The organism is Streptomyces sp. NPDC043726 (assembly GCF_056436565.1).
Map to the genome: position 1 here is coordinate 1 of NZ_JBWKCI010000021.1, position 16,808 is coordinate 16,808.

Here is a 16,808-nt window from a genome sequence, read left to right on the forward strand (position 1 = left end):
ACCGACGAGACCGTCCTCCCGACCGAACTCACCGCATAGCCTCAAACCGAGATCACCGAGTGGCCGTCGATACACCACTCCAGCGGACGTGACCCTGGTCATTCGTAGGAGTGTCTTCGGTCAGGTGGCGGGCTGGGTGCGGTCGTCCGGTTCGGTCGCGGGAAGTGCGGCGGGGCGCCAGGCCTTCACTGGTTTCAAGATTTCGCCAGCGCGACCTGCCAGGCCGAGTCCCTGGTGGGAGCCATCGGGGTTGTTCCGGCATGTCCCCCTCTGGGCCGCGGCACGCTCTGGCGCCGGATGCGGCCGGACGTACGTGCCGCGCGTGTGAAGGTCACTCGGTCGTGTGGGCCTGTGCGATGGCTTCGGGCCGTACCGGGCCGTGCCCTGCAGCGGTCGGCTGATCCGGTCGGTCCTCGCCCGGCTCGCCTCGCGTTCCCGCGATGGTGATGGGTGCCCGCCTCGTCGGGCCCGCCCCGGGCGCCAACTGCGGCCGTGGGCGGACCATCTGGAGGTCGGCCTGGTGGAGGGGATCGCGGCCACACATCCGGTTGGACCGCCCTGAAGCCCTTGGGGGGCCTTTCGCGACGGGAGCGGAGGGGGCAGGGCGGAGGTACGAGGGGCCTGAGAGCGGGGCGGGACCGTGCCGCCAGATCACCTCGTGGCCGAGGGGCCGTGAACGGTGGGGGGACACAGCTGGGCCGCCGCCGGACCCTCCCGCGGACCTGGCGGAGACGAGACCTCAGGAGCGAGGCATGCCCGGTGGGCGCCCGGTGGGCAGGAGCCGTACGTCACGGAGGTCGTTCCTCTCGTGGATCTCTCGCGGCCTGGCTCAACAGGGCAGGCAACCTCTGACTTCGCTCGCGTGACGGTTGTCCGACGCGAGGGGACGTACGGACTCGGTGTAGCGACGTAGTCGGCTCTGCTGTCGCCGTTGACGTCGGAGAGCCTGAGCTCGTCGAGCGAGCCGTAGGAGATGCCAGGCGCCCAGTTCAGGTGCTCTTCTCAGTGGATGCCGCCCGTACTGGTGCGGGTGTTGACGTAGGCGTGGATGGCTGCGGCGTCGGAGACGCGCAAGTTGTCATCCCGTCCGTCACCGTTGACCTCGGCGAAACGGAGGTGATCACGGGTGATGCCACTGATGCTGGGGGCGATGACGCCGAGGGTTGTCCATTGGTAGGGGCCGTCCGCACTGCCGGGAACGTTGTCGCGCCAGGCCCGTACGGATCCGGCTTCGCCGACGAGGAGGTAGTCGTCACGGCCGTCTCCGTCGATGTCCGCGAAGCGGACCGCCTCGGGTCCGTGGCCTCGGCGGGGGAGATGATCCCCTGGTCGACCCAGTCGGGCCGGGCGGGCTCGCCCTGAGTGTTCAGTGCTCCGCGTACGGATCCGTCCGCCGCGATGCGCACGTAGTCGGCGCGCCTGTCGTGGTTCAGGTCGACGATCGGTGGGCCCTTCGGGGTGGACATGCCCGGCGCAACCACGCCCGCGCCCGCGCCACCACAGATCCACGCCCTGGAGGAAGCAGAGCGTACTGGTCATCGCGCATTGGATGTGCGGATGAGTGAGATCGGGTCTGAGGGGCACAGCGGTGGCATGACAACAACACTCGGTGCCTTCGTGCTCGGCACTCCCGATCCTCCCGCCCTGGCCGACTTCTATCGGGCCCTGCTGGGCTGGCAGGAGGTCGACCGTGAGCCGCAGTGGGTTCGCCTGAGGCATCCGGAGCGAGAACGCCCCGGCCTCAGCTTCCAGTTGGAGGAAGACCACACTCCGCCGGTGTGGCCGCAGAGCCCGGGAACCCAGCAGATGCAGGCGCACCTGGACCTGCAGGTCGATGACCTGGAGGCGGAGACCGCACGGGCCTGTGCCCTGGGTGCGACGCGGGAGGACCACCAGCCCCAGAAGGACGTGAGAGTTCTCCGCGATCCTCACGGTCACCTCTTCTGCCTGTTCCTTCCAGGCGCCTGAACGGTGCCGGCGCCGGTGACATAACCCTGTGGGGTCGCGCGCAGCCCAGGCGCCCTCCGGACGACTGGGCCGGGCGCGAGCAGGCAGGCAGACCCGGCGCACCGTGACCACGGCCAGGCCGTCGCGCTTGGATCTCCTCTCATTTGCTGGGTCTGCGGTAGCAGGTGAGTGTGCAGGCGATGCTGGTGAAGGCCGCGCGGGCTCCACGTTGGTCACCGACCCGGACGGCGACGCGACCTGGTACGTCCACAACGGCGACGGTGAGGTCACCAAGGTCACCGATCCGCTCGGCCACTCCCGCCACGCCATCTACACGAACCACCTGACGCAGACGGCGACTGATGCGATGGGCACGGGTGCGGACGGCATGGGAGGCAACACCACCACCTACGGCTGGGACGCCCGCGGGCACCGACCTGCCGAGCGACTTCACCAGCGCCAACGGCCGCAAGGACACCTTCTCCTACGACACCAACGGCCACACCCTGTCGGTGGCCACGTCCGGCACCGTCGGCGCAATGAACGGAGAGTCCGCGTCGACGGCTTCAGCTGTGCCGGTTCGTGGGGTTGAGGCGCAGCGCGGAGGCGAGGAAGAAGAGGCCGCCGAGGAAGGCATACCCGGCGAGATTCGTGAGCGTGGCGCCGTCCTTGCCGGCTTGGAGGAAGAAGCTCGCGCCGGCGAGGGTCGAGATGGCTCCGCTCACGATCATCGGCCACTGTCCGCCCATCTGGCGCCGCACCAGACCCACCGCAAGCTGCGTGATGCCTGCCGTGACGGCCCAGACACCCCAGACTCGCAGGACCGCCGGAATGCCAGAAGCAAGCGCGAGGACCATGGCAATGCTGGTGAGAACGCTCAGCGCGATGTTCACCCACAGCCTCTTGGCCGCGCCGTCGGCCTGCCGAGTCGACCGCAAGTCGACCACCGCGCAGGCCGCGTCGAACAGGGGATAAAGAACCAGCAGCGTCCCGCTGAGCGGGCCCAGTCCGTCGGTTGTCGAGAACAACAGTGCCGCCCAAATGGCGGCGAACGCGAAGCGCAGGAGATACAGCTTGCGCAGAGCCGGGGGGAGTGCGGCGTGGGTGCTGGAAGCGGGCTGGCTGACAACGGCGTCCATGGCGGATCCGCCCTTCGCGATGAGGGAGAACGTTCGGTCTCTTTCATCCTTGGCCGCTCGGGACTTCCTGTCAAGACCGAACGTTCTCCCTCAGGGGTAGGGTGGGCGTCATGAGCCGGAAGCCGAGAGAGAACAGCACGTCCGAAGCTCGAGCGCGTCTGCTCGGGACCGCGATCAGAATCTTCTACGCGGAGGGGATCCACTCCGTCGGTGTCGACCGGATCATCGAGGAAGCGCAGGTGACGCGGGCCACCTTGTACCGGCACTTCGCCGGCAAGGAGGATCTCGTCCTCGCCTACCTCGAACACGCCGACCAGGGCATCAGGGCACAGATGTCGGCTGCCCAGGAGGGTGTTCAGACCCCGGACGACAAAGTGCGCGCGGTCGGCCGCGCCATCGCCGATGGAATCCGATCCGAAGGCTTTCGCGGCTGCGCCTTCCTCAACGCCGTGGCCGAGTATCCCGACGCGACGCACCCGATCCACCAGGCCGTGCTCGCGCACCGGCAGTGGTTTCTCGGCACCGTCACGAGCCTGCTCGCGCAGGTTGGAGAGGGGCCTGCCGAGCCGGCGGGCCGGCACTTCGTCATGCTGCGGGACGGAGCCATGGCCGCCGGGTGCCTCTCTGATTCCGGGCTGATCACCCAGACCTTCTTGGAGGGCGTGGAAGGGGTCCTGCAGGCGCGCTATGCGGCGCGGGCGGGCACGTAAGACTTGCTCCACGGAGATGGGTGTACCGCACCGACACAGCACAACATCCGGAGCTCTCCAGCTCCAACAAGGAGCCTGTCTCGGACGCCCTTCAGGGACGGGAGTGCGTGCAGACCTATGAGCAGAAGCTGCCCGATGGCACCTACCGGCTCTACGACGATGAGCGCTACGCGGCCCCGACGTGGAACGAGACCTGCGGCCGGTCCTCGATGTCACTCAACGTCAACTCCCAGTCGATGGCACGGTTCGGGTCGTTCGCGTCCACGTACCGGCTGCTCGACAAGGACACGTACTGGGTGGACATCGACGGATTCCAGGACTGCGATGCCACAGCTGACGTGATCGTGTGCGCTCAGCGCCCGTGATGTCCTGAAACCTTCCGCGGGCAGCCAGCCGTCCTGCTCGTACATCGGATCCGGGTCGCACCAGGTCAGCCCGTCACCTGTGGGAGACATGTAGGGGCACATCCCGAGGACGCGATCCGGTCGTCCTTCGACCAGAGCAGCGGCACCCTCTTCCAGTCAGTCGGCCAACCCGATCCGCAGCGAGGTCGGCTCCTGCGCATCCGCCCAGACACCCAGAAGCCCTGTGGCCAGGTCGAGGTACATGCCCTCCAGCATCGTGTACTTCGCGCTCGCGGTGACCGGCACGGAAGCAGCGGCTTCCCGACCGGACGACGCCGACAACAGCCCAGCGTGCGCCGTGATCACGTGCTCCAGCGGGAGCCATGCCTGGCCGTTGGTCATGAAGTCAACCGCGTTCGCCTTGCGGTGCCACGCATCCTCCCCACCCTTCGGGGCGAACGACTGCTCGCCGAACTCGTCGAGGTCCGCCCCGTGGACGCCGTCATGCATCAAGTAGAGCGCCCTCAGCTCCGGCGGCAGGACACATCCAAGGACGCGCTCGGTGTGCGCGATCTGCTCAAGTGTGGCGGGCGCCCGCAGCAAACCGTGCGACTGCGGCGCAAACTTCTGAAGCCAACCCTCAATGCGCAGCCACGCCGCCTCCACCCCCCTGCTCACTCATGCGATGCCGTCCCTTCTGCTCCGTCCGCCCCGTCGTACGAGGGATCACACGCGACTGCGACAGCCGTGCGCGGCACAGAGCCGGTCGGGGGAGCGGAAGTAGGCGTCCAATCGCATGGAATGGAGGGCCGAACCTCGGCCTGGTCCGCTGTGGGAACCGGCGCCGGTGCATGCCGGGTATCGGCATTGAGAGCCTCTGTCGCGGCGTACCCGGTCGCGCTCACCACCAGAGCCACCGCGACAAGCACCCGCATCGCCCGGCTCATCAACATCCCCCAGTCTCACAACCCTCAACGGGAACGCGCACCAAGGGGATCTCACACCGTCGGGAAACGCGTGGGTGGGCCAGCCCGCCCTGTCGCACGGAGGTCATGAACGGGCATCAAAACGCACCCGGATACAGCCCGGCGACAGGCCCGGCTGTACCGCGGGGAGTTGGCCGACAACGTGCGGGCCCGTGTCGGCGCTCGACACCCTCACTGCTGGAGGGCGGCGGCCTCGGCAAACGCACCATGGCCGCCCTCACCGAGGAACTGGAGCGCCCGGCACCCGTTGCGCCTACGGCCCCGCCCGCTCCCTCCACGAGAAGTACGGCTTCGCAGGTACCGCCACACACGACTCGATCGGCATGTATCGCGCGACGGGCGCAAGTGTTGGGCTCGGCGCATCAGCTGCCGAGCGACAGACAGACGCCGCCCCCTATCGCCGCACCCACGGCTGTCCCTGCGAAGCAGGTGCGGACGCGTCCGGCTCCAGGCCCGGTTGCTCCTGCCGCTCATGAACATCTCGTTGCAGGCCACCCACACGGCGGCCGAATCGTCGATGCTGACCGGGCGGGCGAAACGGAGGGGCACAGGTGGACTGGACGTTGGTGGGAGGGCTGGCCGCCGGCCTGCTGATCGCGACCGTGACCGCGCCTGCCGGCGTGTCCGGGGCAGTATTCCTCCTCCCCGTCCAGTTGAGCGTCTTCGGTGTGCCCAGTCCGGCGGTGACCCCCACCAACCTGCTGTTCAACGTCGTCGCCGGGCCGGGCGCTCTGTGGCGTTACCGACGCGATGACACCCTGCGCGGAGATCTTGCCCGCCGCCTGGTGCTGGGCACGCTGCCCGGCGTCGTCGTCGGCGCCGCCGTTCGCGTCTTTGTCCTCCCCGGCCCCGACGTGTTCCGGCTCCTGATCGCCGTCCTGCTGCTTCCGCTCGGCCTGTGGCTTTGCCTGAGCGCTCTCACTCCGGTTCGCCACCTCCGGCAGCCGCCGGCGGGTGAGTTGGCCCCCTTCACCCTCACCGGCCTCGCCTTGGCGGTCGGAGTGATCGGCGGCATGTACGGCATCGGCGGCGGCTCTCTCCTCGGCCCGGTTCTCGTCGCACGCGGCCTGCCCGTCGCACGCGTCGCCCCGGCCGCGCTCGCCGCGACGTTCGCCACCTCCCTCGTCGGCGCAGCCGCCTACGCAGGCCTGTCGCTGGCGAGTTCCGGAGACATCGCGCCGGACTGGTGGCTCGGCCTTGCCTGCGGCATCGGCGGACTGCTCGGCGGCTACTTCGGCGCACACCTCCAACCCCGCCTGCCCGACCGAGCCCTACGCCTCCTGCTCGGCGCCCTCGCCGCAGCCCTCGGGATCCTGTATGCCGCCCAGACCCTGCGCTGAGTCGCTCCGGATGCGCATCCGCAGCGCAGAGCCCTCAACCGTTGTTTGGCCTTGGACAACGGACAACAAGAAGACCCCATACATGACTTCGTCAAGCACGGGTGTAGTGGAAGAGCGGGTGCCACAGGATCAGGTGTACGCGGTCTGGGCCCGGAATGAGCGCTGGGAGAATTGGGTGGACGTGGCCGCGTCGGGCCAGATGAAGCACTGTTAGTCCGAGGCCAGGGGATCGCGGTGGTCCGCCTCGTCCCGCTTCCAGTAGCCCTTCGCATAGGCGCGCCGGCGGTCCAGACCGAGGGCTTCCGTGAAGTGGCGGCGGATGTCCCGTACGGCACCGGACTCTCCCGCGGCCCACGCGGCGACGCGCTCCGGCGGCACGGCGGCCTTGAGGACGGCGTCGCGCAGCGCCGCGCCCTTGGCCCGGCCGGTGTCCCGGTGCACCCACACGAGGTCCAGGCCGGCCGGGAGGTTCACCGCGACCTCTGCCTCAGGGCCCTCCACCTCCAGGAAGACGGCGCCTCGCATACCGGGCGGCAGGCTTTCGGCGATGGTGAGGACCGCGGGCTGGGCGCTCTCGTCGCCCGCCAGGAGGTAGAAGTCGGTGTCGGGAGCGGGCCGGAAGGACCCCTTGGGCCCGCCGAAGGAGACCTCTTCGCCCGGGTGGGCGGTCGCGGCCCAGCGCGCGGCCGGACCGTTGCCGTGCAGCACCACGTCGATGTCGACGCGGGGCTCGTCGGGGGAGTGGTGGCGCACGGTGTAGGCGCGTCCGGCCGTCCGCCCGTCGAGGGGATCGGTCACGAACAACTTCACCCACTGGGTCGGTTCGTCGCAGTGGAAGGCGCGCATGCCGGGCCCTCCCAGGGTGATGCGGGCCATGCGCGGGGCGATCAGGGAGACCGCCTCCACCGTGGCGGTGTAGCGGGTGCGGCGGTTACGGAACATGGGAACAGTCCTTCAGGGAGAGGGGACGGCCGATGGAACCTCGCGTCGGCGGGCCAGGACGGTGGTGGTCAGACGCTCGACGAACCGCGGGTCCAGTGGCTGTCCCGTGGTGAAGGCCCGGTGGAAGGCGGGACCGACGAGCAGGTCCAGGAGCTGGTCGGCCTCGCTTCGGCCCACCGGGGTGCGGGGGAGGATGGCCAGGGCTTGCCGCAGGTGTGCACGGTCGTACTGCCGCTGCCGGTCCAGGACTTGGTCGCGCAGGATCGCGGCGGTCGCAGGGTCGTGCAGGGCGTGGCCGATGAGCACGAACAGGACGTGGCCGGTGGGGGACTGGGTGAAGACCCGGCCCAGGTGCGTCACATGCTGCTCGAGGGCTGCCTGCGCGGAGTCCGGGAGTTCGGGCCAGCCGGCCTTGTCGTGCAGGTCCTCCGCCAGGACGTCGAGGAGGATGGCCACCTTCGACCGCCACCACCGGTAGATGGTCTGCTTGGCCACTCCCGCTCGTTCGGCGATCGCGCTCACCGTCATCGCGTGGAAACCGACATCCATCAGCAGGTCGTCGGCGGCCCGCAGGACCGCGAGCCGCGCGGCCTCGCTGCGCCGCGGGCCGCTTCTGGTGCGCGCCGAGGGCGTGTCGGCCGGCTGCCCGCGGTCGTGTGGGTCGTTGATGGCGTGCCCTCCTCGTCGCGTCTCGGCGCCGGTCCCGGGACGGTCGGTGAGATCGGCCGGGAAGATCGACGGCTCGAGACTAGACGCAACGGTGCGTATAGTCAAAGGCTCGGGAATCCGCCCCGCGCGATGCGGGCCGGGGCCCGTTTCCCTCCGAATCGGGGGAAGTCCGAAGGGAAACGGGGGTCGGGGGAGCGGGGATCCGTGGCCCGTGGCCCGTGGCCCGTGGCCCGTGACCAGTGGACGATGGCCCGTGGCCCGTGGCCCGTGGCGCGTCAGCGGCGTGCGACCGCGTCCTCGTGCCGGATGCCGCCGGTCTCCGCGCGGCCGAACAGCAGCCGTGTCCGCATCCGGTACACCGGTTCACCCCGCTGGTTGCACGCCTCGACGACGAAACGGACCGTGCCCGTGTCCGGGCGCCGGGGATGCGGCGCCGCCTCCTCCACGGTGGCCCGTCCGCGCAGTTCGTCGCCGGGGCGCACCGGGCGCAGGAAGCGGACCTCGTCCATGCCGTAGGAGCCCTGGCAGGCGGAGTCCGCGAGCAGCGCCCGGACGAACTGCCCCATGAGCACAGCACCGGTGTGCCAGCCGCTGGCCACCAGGCCGCCGAAGGGAGAGCGGGCCGCCGCCTCGGGATCCAGATGGAAGGGCATCGGGTCCCACGCGCGGGCGTAGTCCATGATGTCCCCGCTCGTGAGCCGCGTGGCCCCCAGCTCGTACGTGCCGCCGACGCGGAAATGCTCGAAGTGCCGCACGGTCAGTGCTCCTTCGTCTCGAGTGTCTCGGATGTTCGGGAAGTCTCGGGGGACTCAGGCCCCGGGCGTCGGGCAGCGGTCCGGTACGGGAGTCAGCCGAGGGACGCCGCGTACACCGGCACGCTCGCGGGACGGACGGAGGCGGGCTCGGGGCGCGGGCGGCCGAGGCGGCGCTTCTCGGCGGTGAACCACTCGGCCACCCGGAACGCCAGGTCCATCGACTGCCCACGGTTGAGACGGGGGTCGCACGCGGTCTCGTACCGCAGGTGCAGATCGTCGGACAGAACCTCATTGCTCCCGCCCACACACTCGGTGACGTCCTCGCCGGTGAGCTCGACGTGCACCCCGCCGGGATGCGTGCCCAGCGCCCGGTGCACCTCGAAGAAGCCCGTGATCTCGTCCACGACGTCCTCGAAACGCCGGCTCTTGTGGCCGCTCGGCGCGGTGAAGGTGTTGCCGTGCATCGGGTCGCACACCCACACCACCTGGGCGCCCTCCGCGCGCACGGCCTCCACCAGGGCGGGCAGCCGGTCGCGCACCCTGCCCCGTCCCATCCGCGCGATGAACGTCAGCCGGCCCGGCGTGCGCTGCGGGTCCAGCCGGTCCACCAAGGTCAGCACGTCGTCGATGGCCGCGTCGGGACCCAGCTTGACGCCGAGGGGGTTGCTGACGCCGGCGGCGAACGCGACGTGCGCGCCGTCGAGTTGGCGGGTGCGCTCGCCGATCCACAGCAGGTGCCCGGACAGCGCGTACCGTCGCCCCGTGTCGGGGTCGTCGCGCACCAGGGCGGACTCGTAGTCGAGGAGCAGCGCCTCGTGGCTGGCGAACACCTCCGTGGTGCGCAGCGTCGAGGTGCTCATGCCGCAGGCCCGGATGAACGCGAGCGCCGCGTCGATCTCGTCCGCCAGCCGCTCGTAGCGGCGTTCCGCGGCGGACAGGGCCACGAAGTCACGGTTCCACTCGTGCACCCGGTGCAGGTCCGCGTGCCCGCCGGAGGTGAAGGCGCGCAGCAGGTTCAGCGTCGCGGCGGACGCGTGGTAGACGCGCTCGAGCCGGGCCGGGTCGGGGGTGCGGGCCTCGGCGGTGAACTCCAGCCCGTTGACGGCGTCGCCCCGGTACGAGGGCAGCGTCACTCCGTCGCGGGTCTCGGTGGGCTGCGAACGGGGCTTGGCGTACTGGCCGGCGATCCGGCCGACTTTGACCACCGGGACGCCGGCCGCGTACGTCAGCACGGCGGCCATCTGCAGGAGGACCTCCAGCTTGTTGCGGACCGACTCCGCGCTCACCGAGGCCAGGGTCTCCGCGCAGTCGCCGCCCTGGAGCAGGAAGGCCTTGCCGAGGGCCACCTCTCCGAGACGGTCGAGCAGGGTGTCGCACTCCCTGCCGAACACCAGCGGAGGCGCGGTGGACAGGGCCGACAGGGTCGTCCGCAGCGCCACGGGATCCGGCCAGTCGGGCTGTTGCGCCGCGGGCAGCGCCCGCCACGCGTCGGCAGCGGGTTCGGACAGTGGATTCTCGTCCATTGGCAGGGACTTCACGCTGAAAACCTCAACGCCTTCTGTTCCGAGGGCAGGGCACGGGTTTGCGGTGGGCGCAGCCTGTCACGCGGCCGCCGGGCCCCGGCAGTGGGTCGTTGTGGCTAGAAGGGCGGATCTACTACCCGCGTACTAGCCCCAGCGGCCGACTGTCGGGGCCGGTCGCACTCCTGGAGCATTTCGGCAGGCGCACACCGCCGTCGCAACCCGGCGGCGGCGCGCTCCGCCTCCGCATTCCCCCACGCCACCGGCTCGAAAGGTGATTCCGCATGAGCAACACCGCCAGCCCGTCCGGGTCCGTGTCCCGCCCGCAGACCGGGGACGAGTACCTCGAGAGCCTGCGGGACGGCCGGGAAGTGAGGATCTACGGCGAGAAGGTGCGGGACGTCACGAGCCACGCGGCCTTCCGCAACAACTCCCGCATGGTCGCCCGGCTCTTCGACGCGCTCCACGACCCCGAGCGCAACAGCAAACTGGTCGTCCCCACCGACACCGGCAACGGCGGTTTCACGCACCCCTACTTCAAGGCCCCGTACACCTCCGACGACCTGCGCGCCGCCGCACGGGCCATGGAGGAGTGGGCGCGCAGGACGTACGGCTGGCTGGGCCGCACGCCGGACTTCAAGGCCGCGTTCCTGTCCACCCTGGGGTCGAACAAGGAGCACTACGCGCCGTTCGAGGACAACGCGTCCGCCTGGTACCGCAAGGCGCAGGAGAACGTGCTGTTCATCGGCCACGGCATCGTCAACCCGCCGATCGACCGCAACCGGGGGCTGACCGAGCTCAAGGACGTGATGCTGACGGTGGACCGGGAGACCGACGCCGGCCTCGTGGTGTCCGGCGCCAAGGTGGTCGGCACCGGCGCGGCACTCACGCAGCACATCTTCATCGGCAGCTACGGGGTCATCCCGAAGGGCGCCAAGGAGTTCTCCGCGTACTTCATCGTGCCGACCAACAGCCCCGGCCTGAAGATCATCTCCCGGCCGTCGTACGAGTTCGCCTCGGCCACCGTCAGCAGCCCCTTCGACCAGCCGCTCAGCAGCCGCCTGGACGAGAACGACGGCATCCTCGTCTTCGACGAGGTGCTGATCCCCTGGGAGAACGTCTTCTGCTACGACGTGGACAAGGCGAACAACTTCTTCTACGGGTCCGGCTTCTTCTACCGCGCCATGTTCCACGCCTGCGTCCGCTTCGCCGTGAAGATGGACTTCCTGACCGGCCTGCTCGCCAAGTGCCTGGAGACCACGGGCACCTCGGAGTTCCGCGGCGTGCAGAGCCGGCTCGGTGAGGTCCTCGCCTACCGCAACATGTTCTGGGCGCTGGTCGACTCGATGGCCACGAACCCCACCAAGTGGCCCGACGGCACCGTCACCCCCAACGGCGAGACCGCGCTGGCCTTCCGCGTCCTGTCCTCGTCGATCTTCCCGAAGGTGCGCGAGATCTTCCTGCGGGACCTCGGCAGCGCGCTGATCTACAACAACTCCCACGCCCTCGACTGGTCGAACCCCGAGGTCCGGCCCTACCTGGACAAGTACGTCCGAGGCCTGGGCGTGGAGGCGATCGACCGGGTGAAGCTGATGAAGCTGGCCTGGGACGCGGTCGGCACCGAGTTCGGGGCCCGCTGGGAGCTGTACGAGATGAACTACGCCGGCAACCACGAGCAGATCCGCTTCGAGGCCCTCCACGCCCAGCAGGCCTCCGGGAAGTTCGACGACTACAAGCAGCTCGTCGACCAGTGCCTGTCGGAGTACGACGAGCACGGCTGGAAGGTCCCGGACCTCATCAACCCCAAGGACACCACCATCATCGGCGCCGGCACCCCCGAAACCGGGGCGATCGCCCCCGTCGAGGCCGCGCGGTGAGCAGCCGTACCCCCGCTCCGGGCGGCCCCGCCGCCCCGCCCGGAGTCACCGTCCTGCCGGACGAGGCCCATCTCAGGCACGTCCTCGGACAGTTCGTGACCGGTGTGTGCGCGGTGTCCACCCGCTTCGAGACCCGGTCCGGAGTACGCCACGACGCCATCGCGGTGAACTCGTTCGCCTCGGTCTCCCTCGACCCGCCGCTCGTGTCGATGTACCTGCGCGACGACTCGACCTTCCTGCGGCGCGTGCGAACGTCCGGCCAGTGGGCCGTGTCGTTCCTCGGCCACCGGGCGCGCTCCCTGGTCGGCGTCCTCACCACGCCCGCGGCGCGGCGGCCGCCGGTGGAGCAGGCCGCCGACTGGGCCGTCGGCCCGCACACCGGCTGCCTGGTCCTGCCGGACGGGCCCGGCACGCTCGAATGCGCCCTGCACCTCACCCAGACGCTCGGCGACCACGTCCTCGTCGTCGGACGGGTCCTGGGCGCCGTCGGCCGCGACCACGAGCCCCTGGTCTTCCACCGCGGCACCCTCACCGAGGTCGCACCGGCCACGTGAGCACACGCCTACGACCCCCAGCAGCGAACAGGAGAGGAGACGCCATGGCCGGGAAACGCCCGTATGTGGCTGTGGTGGGCGGCGGCATCGGCGGCCTGGCCGTCGCGCTAGGACTGCGGCGGCAGGGCGTCGAGGTGGTGGTCCACGAACAGGCGCGGCAACTGACCCACCTGGGCGCGGGGATCGCGATCGGCGCGAACGGACACCGGGCCCTGCGGGAACTGGGCGTCGCCGAGCGGCTGACCGCGGCGGCGGCCCAGCCCGTACGAGCCGACTTCCGGCACTGGCGCACCGGCCGGTCCATGGTGTCGCACCGCCTCACCGGCATGTACGAGGAACGCTTCGGCGCCCCCTTCTGGACCGTGGAACGGACAGCCGTTCAGCAGGCCCTGCTCGCCGAACTGGGCACGGAGCACGTCCGCCTCGGCGCGCGCTGCACCGGAGTGGCGCAGACGGCCTCCGGCGCCGTGATCCGCTTCGAGGACGGCAGCGAGGCGGAAGCCGACGCGGTCATCGGGGCGGACGGCATCCACTCCGCGGTCCGCCACAGCCTCTTCGGTCCCGACGAGGCGGTGTTCTCGGGTACCAGCGGATACCGCGCCCTGGTCCCCATGGACCGGCTGCGGCACCTGCCCGAACTCGCCGAGCCGGTCCTGTGGCTGTGGCTCGGACCGGGCCGGCACTTCATCGCCTACCCGGTGGCGGACGGCAGCGCGCTGAACTTCCTGGCCGTCGTGCCCGACCGCACATGGACCGTCGAATCCTGGTCCACGGAAGGCGACGCCGCGCAACTGCTGGCCGCCTTCGACGGCTGGCACCCGTTCGTCAGCACGATCCTCAAAGCCTGCGAACGCCCGGGCCGCTGGGCGCTGTACGACCGGGAACCGCAGCGCGCCTGGAGCTCCGGCCCCGTGACCCTGCTGGGCGACGCCGCGCACGCGATGCTGCCGCACCACGGCCAGGGAGCCAACCAGGCCCTGGAGGACGCGGTGGTCCTCGCCCACCTCCTGGCGGACACGGACGCCGGTGGTGTGCCCTCGGCCCTGCGCGCCTACGAGCGCCTGCGCCGACCGCGGACCCGGCTGCTGCAGGCGGGCTCCCGGAAGAACGCCGGCTGCTTCCAGCTGCCCGACGGACCGGAGGCCGAGGCCCGCAACGTCCGCCTGGCAGGCCTGCCCGACGACCTCGCCTGGATCCACGGGCACGACCCCCTCGCCGCCCTGAACCCGGCCACCGCACCGGCCCGAACCGCCGCCGCGCCCGCGACGAGCTGACCCGCCCGACGACATCGACGAACGGTGAAAGACACATGGCAAGGATCTACTCCTTCGAAGGGCACGTCCCCGTCGTGCATCCCACGGCGTTCGTGCACCCCGACGCGGTACTGATCGGCTCGGTCGACATCGGACCCGAGTGTTACGTCGGCCCCCTCGCCAGCCTGCGGGGCGACTTCGGGCACATCGCACTCCGCGCGGGCTCCAACGTCCAGGACGGCTGTGTCCTGCACTGCTTCCCCGGCGCCGACACGATCGTGGAGGAGGACGGACACGTCGGCCACGGCAGTGTGCTGCACGGCTGCCGGGTGGGCCGGGACAGCCTGATCGGCATGAAGTCCGTCCTGATGGACGGGGTCGTGGTGGGGAAGCACGCCTTCGTCGGCGCCGGCAGCTTCGTCAAGTCCCGCTTCCAGGTGCCGGAGCGGCATCTGGTGGCCGGCAGCCCGGCCAAGGTGGTGCGCGAGCTCACCGCCGACGAGATCGCCTGGAAGGGCAACGGGACGGCCCAGTACCAGAAGCTGGCCCAGCGCTGCCTCAGCGGGCTGCAACCGGCAGAGGCCGCCACCGAGCACGCCGCCGCCCCGGCCCCCGTCCGGCCCGGCGAGCCCGAGCACGTCACCCTGCACGCGTACCGGGCCCGCTGAGGGAGCATCGTTGAGCAGGTTGCGCCGGCTGACCGCGGGGGAGTCCCACGGCCCCGCACTCGTGGCGACGCTGGAGGGCCTACCGCGCCGGCGTGCCGATCACGACGGAGATGGTGGCGGACCACCTGGCCCGGCGCCGGCTCGGCTATGGCCGCGGTGCACGGATGAAGTTCGAGCGCGACGAGGTCACCTTCCTTGGCGGCGTCCGGCACGGCCTCACTCTGGGTTCTCCGGTTGCGGTGATGGTCGGCAACACCGAGTGGCCGAAGTGGGAGCGGGTGATGGCGGCCGACCCGGTGGATCCAGAGATCCTGGCGGCGCTGGCCCGCAACGCGCCGCTAACCCGGCCCCGTCCGGGTCACGCGGGCCTCGCCGGCATGCAGAAGTACGGCTTCGACGAGGCCCGGCCGATCCTGGAGCGCGCCTCGGCGCGTGAGACGGCGGCCCGGGTGGCGCTCGGCGCGGTGGCGCGGTCGTACCTGAAGGAGACGGCCGGGATCGAGCCGCCCCAGACAAGCAGGCCGTGCTGCGGGCGCTGACCGAGCACGTGGGCGGCCTCGCGCCGGGCGGCGGCGCGATTCTGGACGAGGGCGCGTGCGCCGCGCTCGCCGGACTTCAGGTCGTCTACCTCCGATCGGCGTCGAGGAAGCAGCCAAACGCACCGCTATGAACAGGGCCCCCTCTGCTGGCGCTAACCCGGCCGCGCAGTGGCGCGAGTTGATGGAGGCGCGCCGGCACCCGTTCGAGGGGATCGCTACGGCGGTCGTGGCCACTGATGGCCGTACGCCCGAGGAAGTCAACGAAGTCGCTCTGGGCGTAGTGGAGTTGAGGGCTTCGCGACCCCTCGCGTGAGGCTGTCGACACCGAGCAAGGGCGCTCCAGGCGGTTGATGATCGGCGAGGGGATCTCTGCCGGCAAGACTCCGTCTGCCTTCTCCAGCGATCCCCTCCGTCTCCCCGCCGGCCCCGGTCCCCCACCCCGGCGTCAGCCCGCCGCGCGGCCTGCCATACGGGTCCGGCAGCCGGCCGCGAAGTCCCAGGGTCTCGTGCGAGTCGCCCCTCGCCAGCGCCTCCGTACCCGGGCATCCCTAGGGCCAGCCTCGGCATCATCCTGCCTCGTCCACATGCCAGTTCGTGATCCCCGGGTATCGCCGACCGCCCGGAGTCGGCACCCCCGTACCAGCATTCTCGCCGCGCCGCGGCGACGGCAGTCGGCCGATACGGCTAGTACCTCGTACCTACTCCCAACAGGCGACTGGCGAGCGCATTTCGGGGACTTCACGCTGAAGGCACTTCCGCGGCTCCGCCTGACCGCGGTCTCCCCCCAAGGAGGCATGTTCATGAGCAGCTCAGTCACCTCCCGACTCGTCGTCGGTGACCGGTTCCGCGACTTCGCCGAGGCCGTCGGCGCCGAGACGTTCTCGCGCCTGGCCCGTTCGCTGGACGCGGGCGATCTGGACGCCGTCGAGGGGCCGGTGCACGTGGTCGCCGGCCAGGGGATCGGGGAGTTCGAGATCTCCTACCTCCAGGATGCCGTCACCCGGCGGCAGTTGGACGACCGGATCGTGCTGGTGCACTCCACCGGCCGGCCCGCCCGCCGCCAGGACCTGCACAAGGCGCGCGAGGACAACGTGCTGGTCGCCGGACTCTCCCAGGTCGACGACACCACGTACGAGGCCGCCCTCCGCCTGCACGACCACAACGAACTGCTCGTGGACGTCCAGGACCGCGTGCACGTACAGGGCATGGTGGCCGTCGAGGCGGCCCGTCAGATGCTCGTCGCGGTGGTCGAACGGTACTTCACGGCCCGCTGGCCGCAGCAGCGCTATTACATCGTCCTCAACTCCCTGAACACCACCTTCTCCAACTTCCTTTTCCCCGTCGGTGCCACCCTGCGTCTGACGGTGGACGAGTCCGAGGTGTCGGAACCGAGCCGGCTCACCTTCCGCACGACGGTGGAGGTGGAGCAGGCCGGACGGGCCGCGGCCACGGTCGCCATCGACGCGGCCGCGTTCGCCCCCGGCCTGCTGGAGGACAAGGAACTGCGGCGGGCCAAGAGCGCGGTGGCGAGCACCATGGACGCCGCTCTGGCCAGCGCGTGACAT

At 70.4% G+C, this 16,808-nt stretch carries 15 protein-coding genes and 3 pseudogenes; 12 read left to right on the plus strand and 6 right to left on the minus strand.

The genetic code is table 11. The features are described from left to right. Positions 1-1,464 precede the first annotated feature (1,464 nt). Complete coding sequence (locus tag AC068Z_RS39295; protein WP_478567527.1) at positions 1,465-1,968, plus strand: VOC family protein; 504 nt, start codon at positions 1,465-1,467, stop codon at positions 1,966-1,968. A gap of 545 nt (positions 1,969-2,513) precedes the next feature. On the opposite strand, the gene AC068Z_RS39300 is transcribed toward AC068Z_RS39295, so the two are convergent. After that, entirely contained in the window at positions 2,514-3,086 is a 573-nt protein-coding gene (locus tag AC068Z_RS39300; protein ID WP_478567530.1) for a hypothetical protein, read from the minus strand. Positions 3,087-3,196: 110 nt separating this feature from the next. On the opposite strand from AC068Z_RS39300, the gene AC068Z_RS39305 reads away from it, so the two are divergent. Continuing rightward, the gene (locus AC068Z_RS39305) at positions 3,197-3,796 is read left to right on the plus strand and encodes a TetR/AcrR family transcriptional regulator (protein WP_478567533.1); all 600 of its coding nucleotides are present in this window, start codon (positions 3,197-3,199) and stop codon (positions 3,794-3,796) included. A 20-nt stretch (positions 3,797-3,816) separates the two neighbouring features. Beyond that, positions 3,817-4,161, plus strand: a complete 345-nt coding sequence (locus tag AC068Z_RS39310; protein ID WP_478567536.1) for a hypothetical protein — start codon at positions 3,817-3,819, stop codon at positions 4,159-4,161. A gap of 156 nt (positions 4,162-4,317) precedes the next feature. On the opposite strand, the gene AC068Z_RS39315 is transcribed toward AC068Z_RS39310, so the two are convergent. Further along, the gene (locus AC068Z_RS39315; RefSeq protein ID WP_478567539.1) at positions 4,318-4,806 is read right to left on the minus strand and encodes an SMI1/KNR4 family protein; all 489 of its coding nucleotides are present in this window, start codon (positions 4,804-4,806) and stop codon (positions 4,318-4,320) included. A 500-nt stretch (positions 4,807-5,306) separates the two neighbouring features. Between AC068Z_RS39315 and AC068Z_RS39320 the strand changes: the two are divergent. Both AC068Z_RS39320 and AC068Z_RS39325 read left to right on the plus strand, forming a co-directional pair. After that, positions 5,307-5,470, plus strand: a pseudogene (locus AC068Z_RS39320) (GNAT family N-acetyltransferase); the annotation flags it as partial. A gap of 207 nt (positions 5,471-5,677) precedes the next feature. Continuing rightward, positions 5,678-6,466: a TSUP family transporter gene (locus AC068Z_RS39325; RefSeq protein WP_478567542.1), complete on the plus strand. Its 789-nt coding sequence runs from the start codon at positions 5,678-5,680 to the stop codon at positions 6,464-6,466. 210 nt (positions 6,467-6,676) lie between these two features. On the opposite strand, the gene AC068Z_RS39330 is transcribed toward AC068Z_RS39325, so the two are convergent. The 4 genes from AC068Z_RS39330 to AC068Z_RS39345 form a co-directional block, all read right to left on the minus strand. Then, entirely contained in the window at positions 6,677-7,408 is a 732-nt protein-coding gene (locus tag AC068Z_RS39330) for a siderophore-interacting protein (RefSeq protein WP_478567545.1), read from the minus strand. Positions 7,409-7,420: 12 nt separating this feature from the next. Continuing rightward, a complete protein-coding gene (locus tag AC068Z_RS39335; RefSeq protein WP_478567548.1) occupies positions 7,421-8,182 on the minus strand; it encodes a TetR/AcrR family transcriptional regulator in 762 nt (253 codons plus the stop codon). A gap of 170 nt (positions 8,183-8,352) precedes the next feature. Beyond that, positions 8,353-8,832: a MaoC family dehydratase gene (locus tag AC068Z_RS39340; protein ID WP_478567551.1), complete on the minus strand. Its 480-nt coding sequence runs from the start codon at positions 8,830-8,832 to the stop codon at positions 8,353-8,355. 92 nt (positions 8,833-8,924) lie between these two features. After that, positions 8,925-10,355: a class II 3-deoxy-7-phosphoheptulonate synthase gene (locus tag AC068Z_RS39345; protein ID WP_478567810.1), complete on the minus strand. Its 1,431-nt coding sequence runs from the start codon at positions 10,353-10,355 to the stop codon at positions 8,925-8,927. A gap of 281 nt (positions 10,356-10,636) precedes the next feature. On the opposite strand from AC068Z_RS39345, the gene AC068Z_RS39350 reads away from it, so the two are divergent. The 7 genes and pseudogenes from AC068Z_RS39350 (at position 10,637) to AC068Z_RS39380 (ending at position 16,805) form a co-directional block, all read left to right on the plus strand. Further along, entirely contained in the window at positions 10,637-12,229 is a 1,593-nt protein-coding gene (locus AC068Z_RS39350; RefSeq protein ID WP_478567553.1) for a 4-hydroxyphenylacetate 3-hydroxylase family protein, read from the plus strand. Next, positions 12,226-12,783 carry a flavin reductase family protein gene (locus tag AC068Z_RS39355; RefSeq protein WP_478567556.1) on the plus strand — a complete coding sequence of 186 codons (558 nt, stop codon included), beginning with the start codon at positions 12,226-12,228 and terminating at the stop codon, positions 12,781-12,783. Before AC068Z_RS39350 ends, AC068Z_RS39355 begins: the two co-directional genes overlap by 4 nt. A gap of 44 nt (positions 12,784-12,827) precedes the next feature. Further along, positions 12,828-14,057 carry an FAD-dependent monooxygenase gene (locus AC068Z_RS39360; protein WP_478567559.1) on the plus strand — a complete coding sequence of 410 codons (1,230 nt, stop codon included), beginning with the start codon at positions 12,828-12,830 and terminating at the stop codon, positions 14,055-14,057. 35 nt (positions 14,058-14,092) lie between these two features. Continuing rightward, complete coding sequence (locus AC068Z_RS39365; protein WP_478567562.1) at positions 14,093-14,704, plus strand: acyltransferase; 612 nt, start codon at positions 14,093-14,095, stop codon at positions 14,702-14,704. Between the two features lie 10 nt (positions 14,705-14,714). Continuing rightward, positions 14,715-15,207 (plus strand): annotated as a pseudogene (locus AC068Z_RS39370) (chorismate synthase); the annotation flags it as partial. Next, positions 15,180-15,556, plus strand: a pseudogene (locus AC068Z_RS39375) (shikimate kinase); the annotation flags it as partial. The pseudogenes AC068Z_RS39370 and AC068Z_RS39375, both read left to right, overlap by 28 nt. Before the next feature lie 487 nt (positions 15,557-16,043). Beyond that, complete coding sequence (locus AC068Z_RS39380) at positions 16,044-16,805, plus strand: AfsA-related hotdog domain-containing protein (protein ID WP_478567565.1); 762 nt, start codon at positions 16,044-16,046, stop codon at positions 16,803-16,805. The last annotated feature ends 3 nt before the right edge of the window (positions 16,806-16,808 follow it).

Bases quoted from the DNA above. Each gene is read 5' to 3' on its own strand.
- AC068Z_RS39360 (WP_478567559.1), top strand. From the start codon at position 12,828: ATGGCCGGGAAACGCCCGTATGTGGCTGTGGTGGGCGGCGGCATCGGC.
- AC068Z_RS39350 (WP_478567553.1), top strand. From the start codon at position 10,637: ATGAGCAACACCGCCAGCCCGTCCGGGTCCGTGTCCCGCCCGCAGACC.
- AC068Z_RS39345 (WP_478567810.1), bottom strand. From the start codon at position 10,355: ATGGACGAGAATCCACTGTCCGAACCCGCTGCCGACGCGTGGCGGGCG.
- AC068Z_RS39305 (WP_478567533.1), top strand. From the start codon at position 3,197: ATGAGCCGGAAGCCGAGAGAGAACAGCACGTCCGAAGCTCGAGCGCGT.
- AC068Z_RS39330 (WP_478567545.1), bottom strand. From the start codon at position 7,408: ATGTTCCGTAACCGCCGCACCCGCTACACCGCCACGGTGGAGGCGGTC.
- AC068Z_RS39365 (WP_478567562.1), top strand. From the start codon at position 14,093: ATGGCAAGGATCTACTCCTTCGAAGGGCACGTCCCCGTCGTGCATCCC.
- AC068Z_RS39300 (WP_478567530.1), bottom strand. From the start codon at position 3,086: ATGGACGCCGTTGTCAGCCAGCCCGCTTCCAGCACCCACGCCGCACTC.
- AC068Z_RS39295 (WP_478567527.1), top strand. From the start codon at position 1,465: ATGCCCGGCGCAACCACGCCCGCGCCCGCGCCACCACAGATCCACGCC.
- AC068Z_RS39380 (WP_478567565.1), top strand. From the start codon at position 16,044: ATGAGCAGCTCAGTCACCTCCCGACTCGTCGTCGGTGACCGGTTCCGC.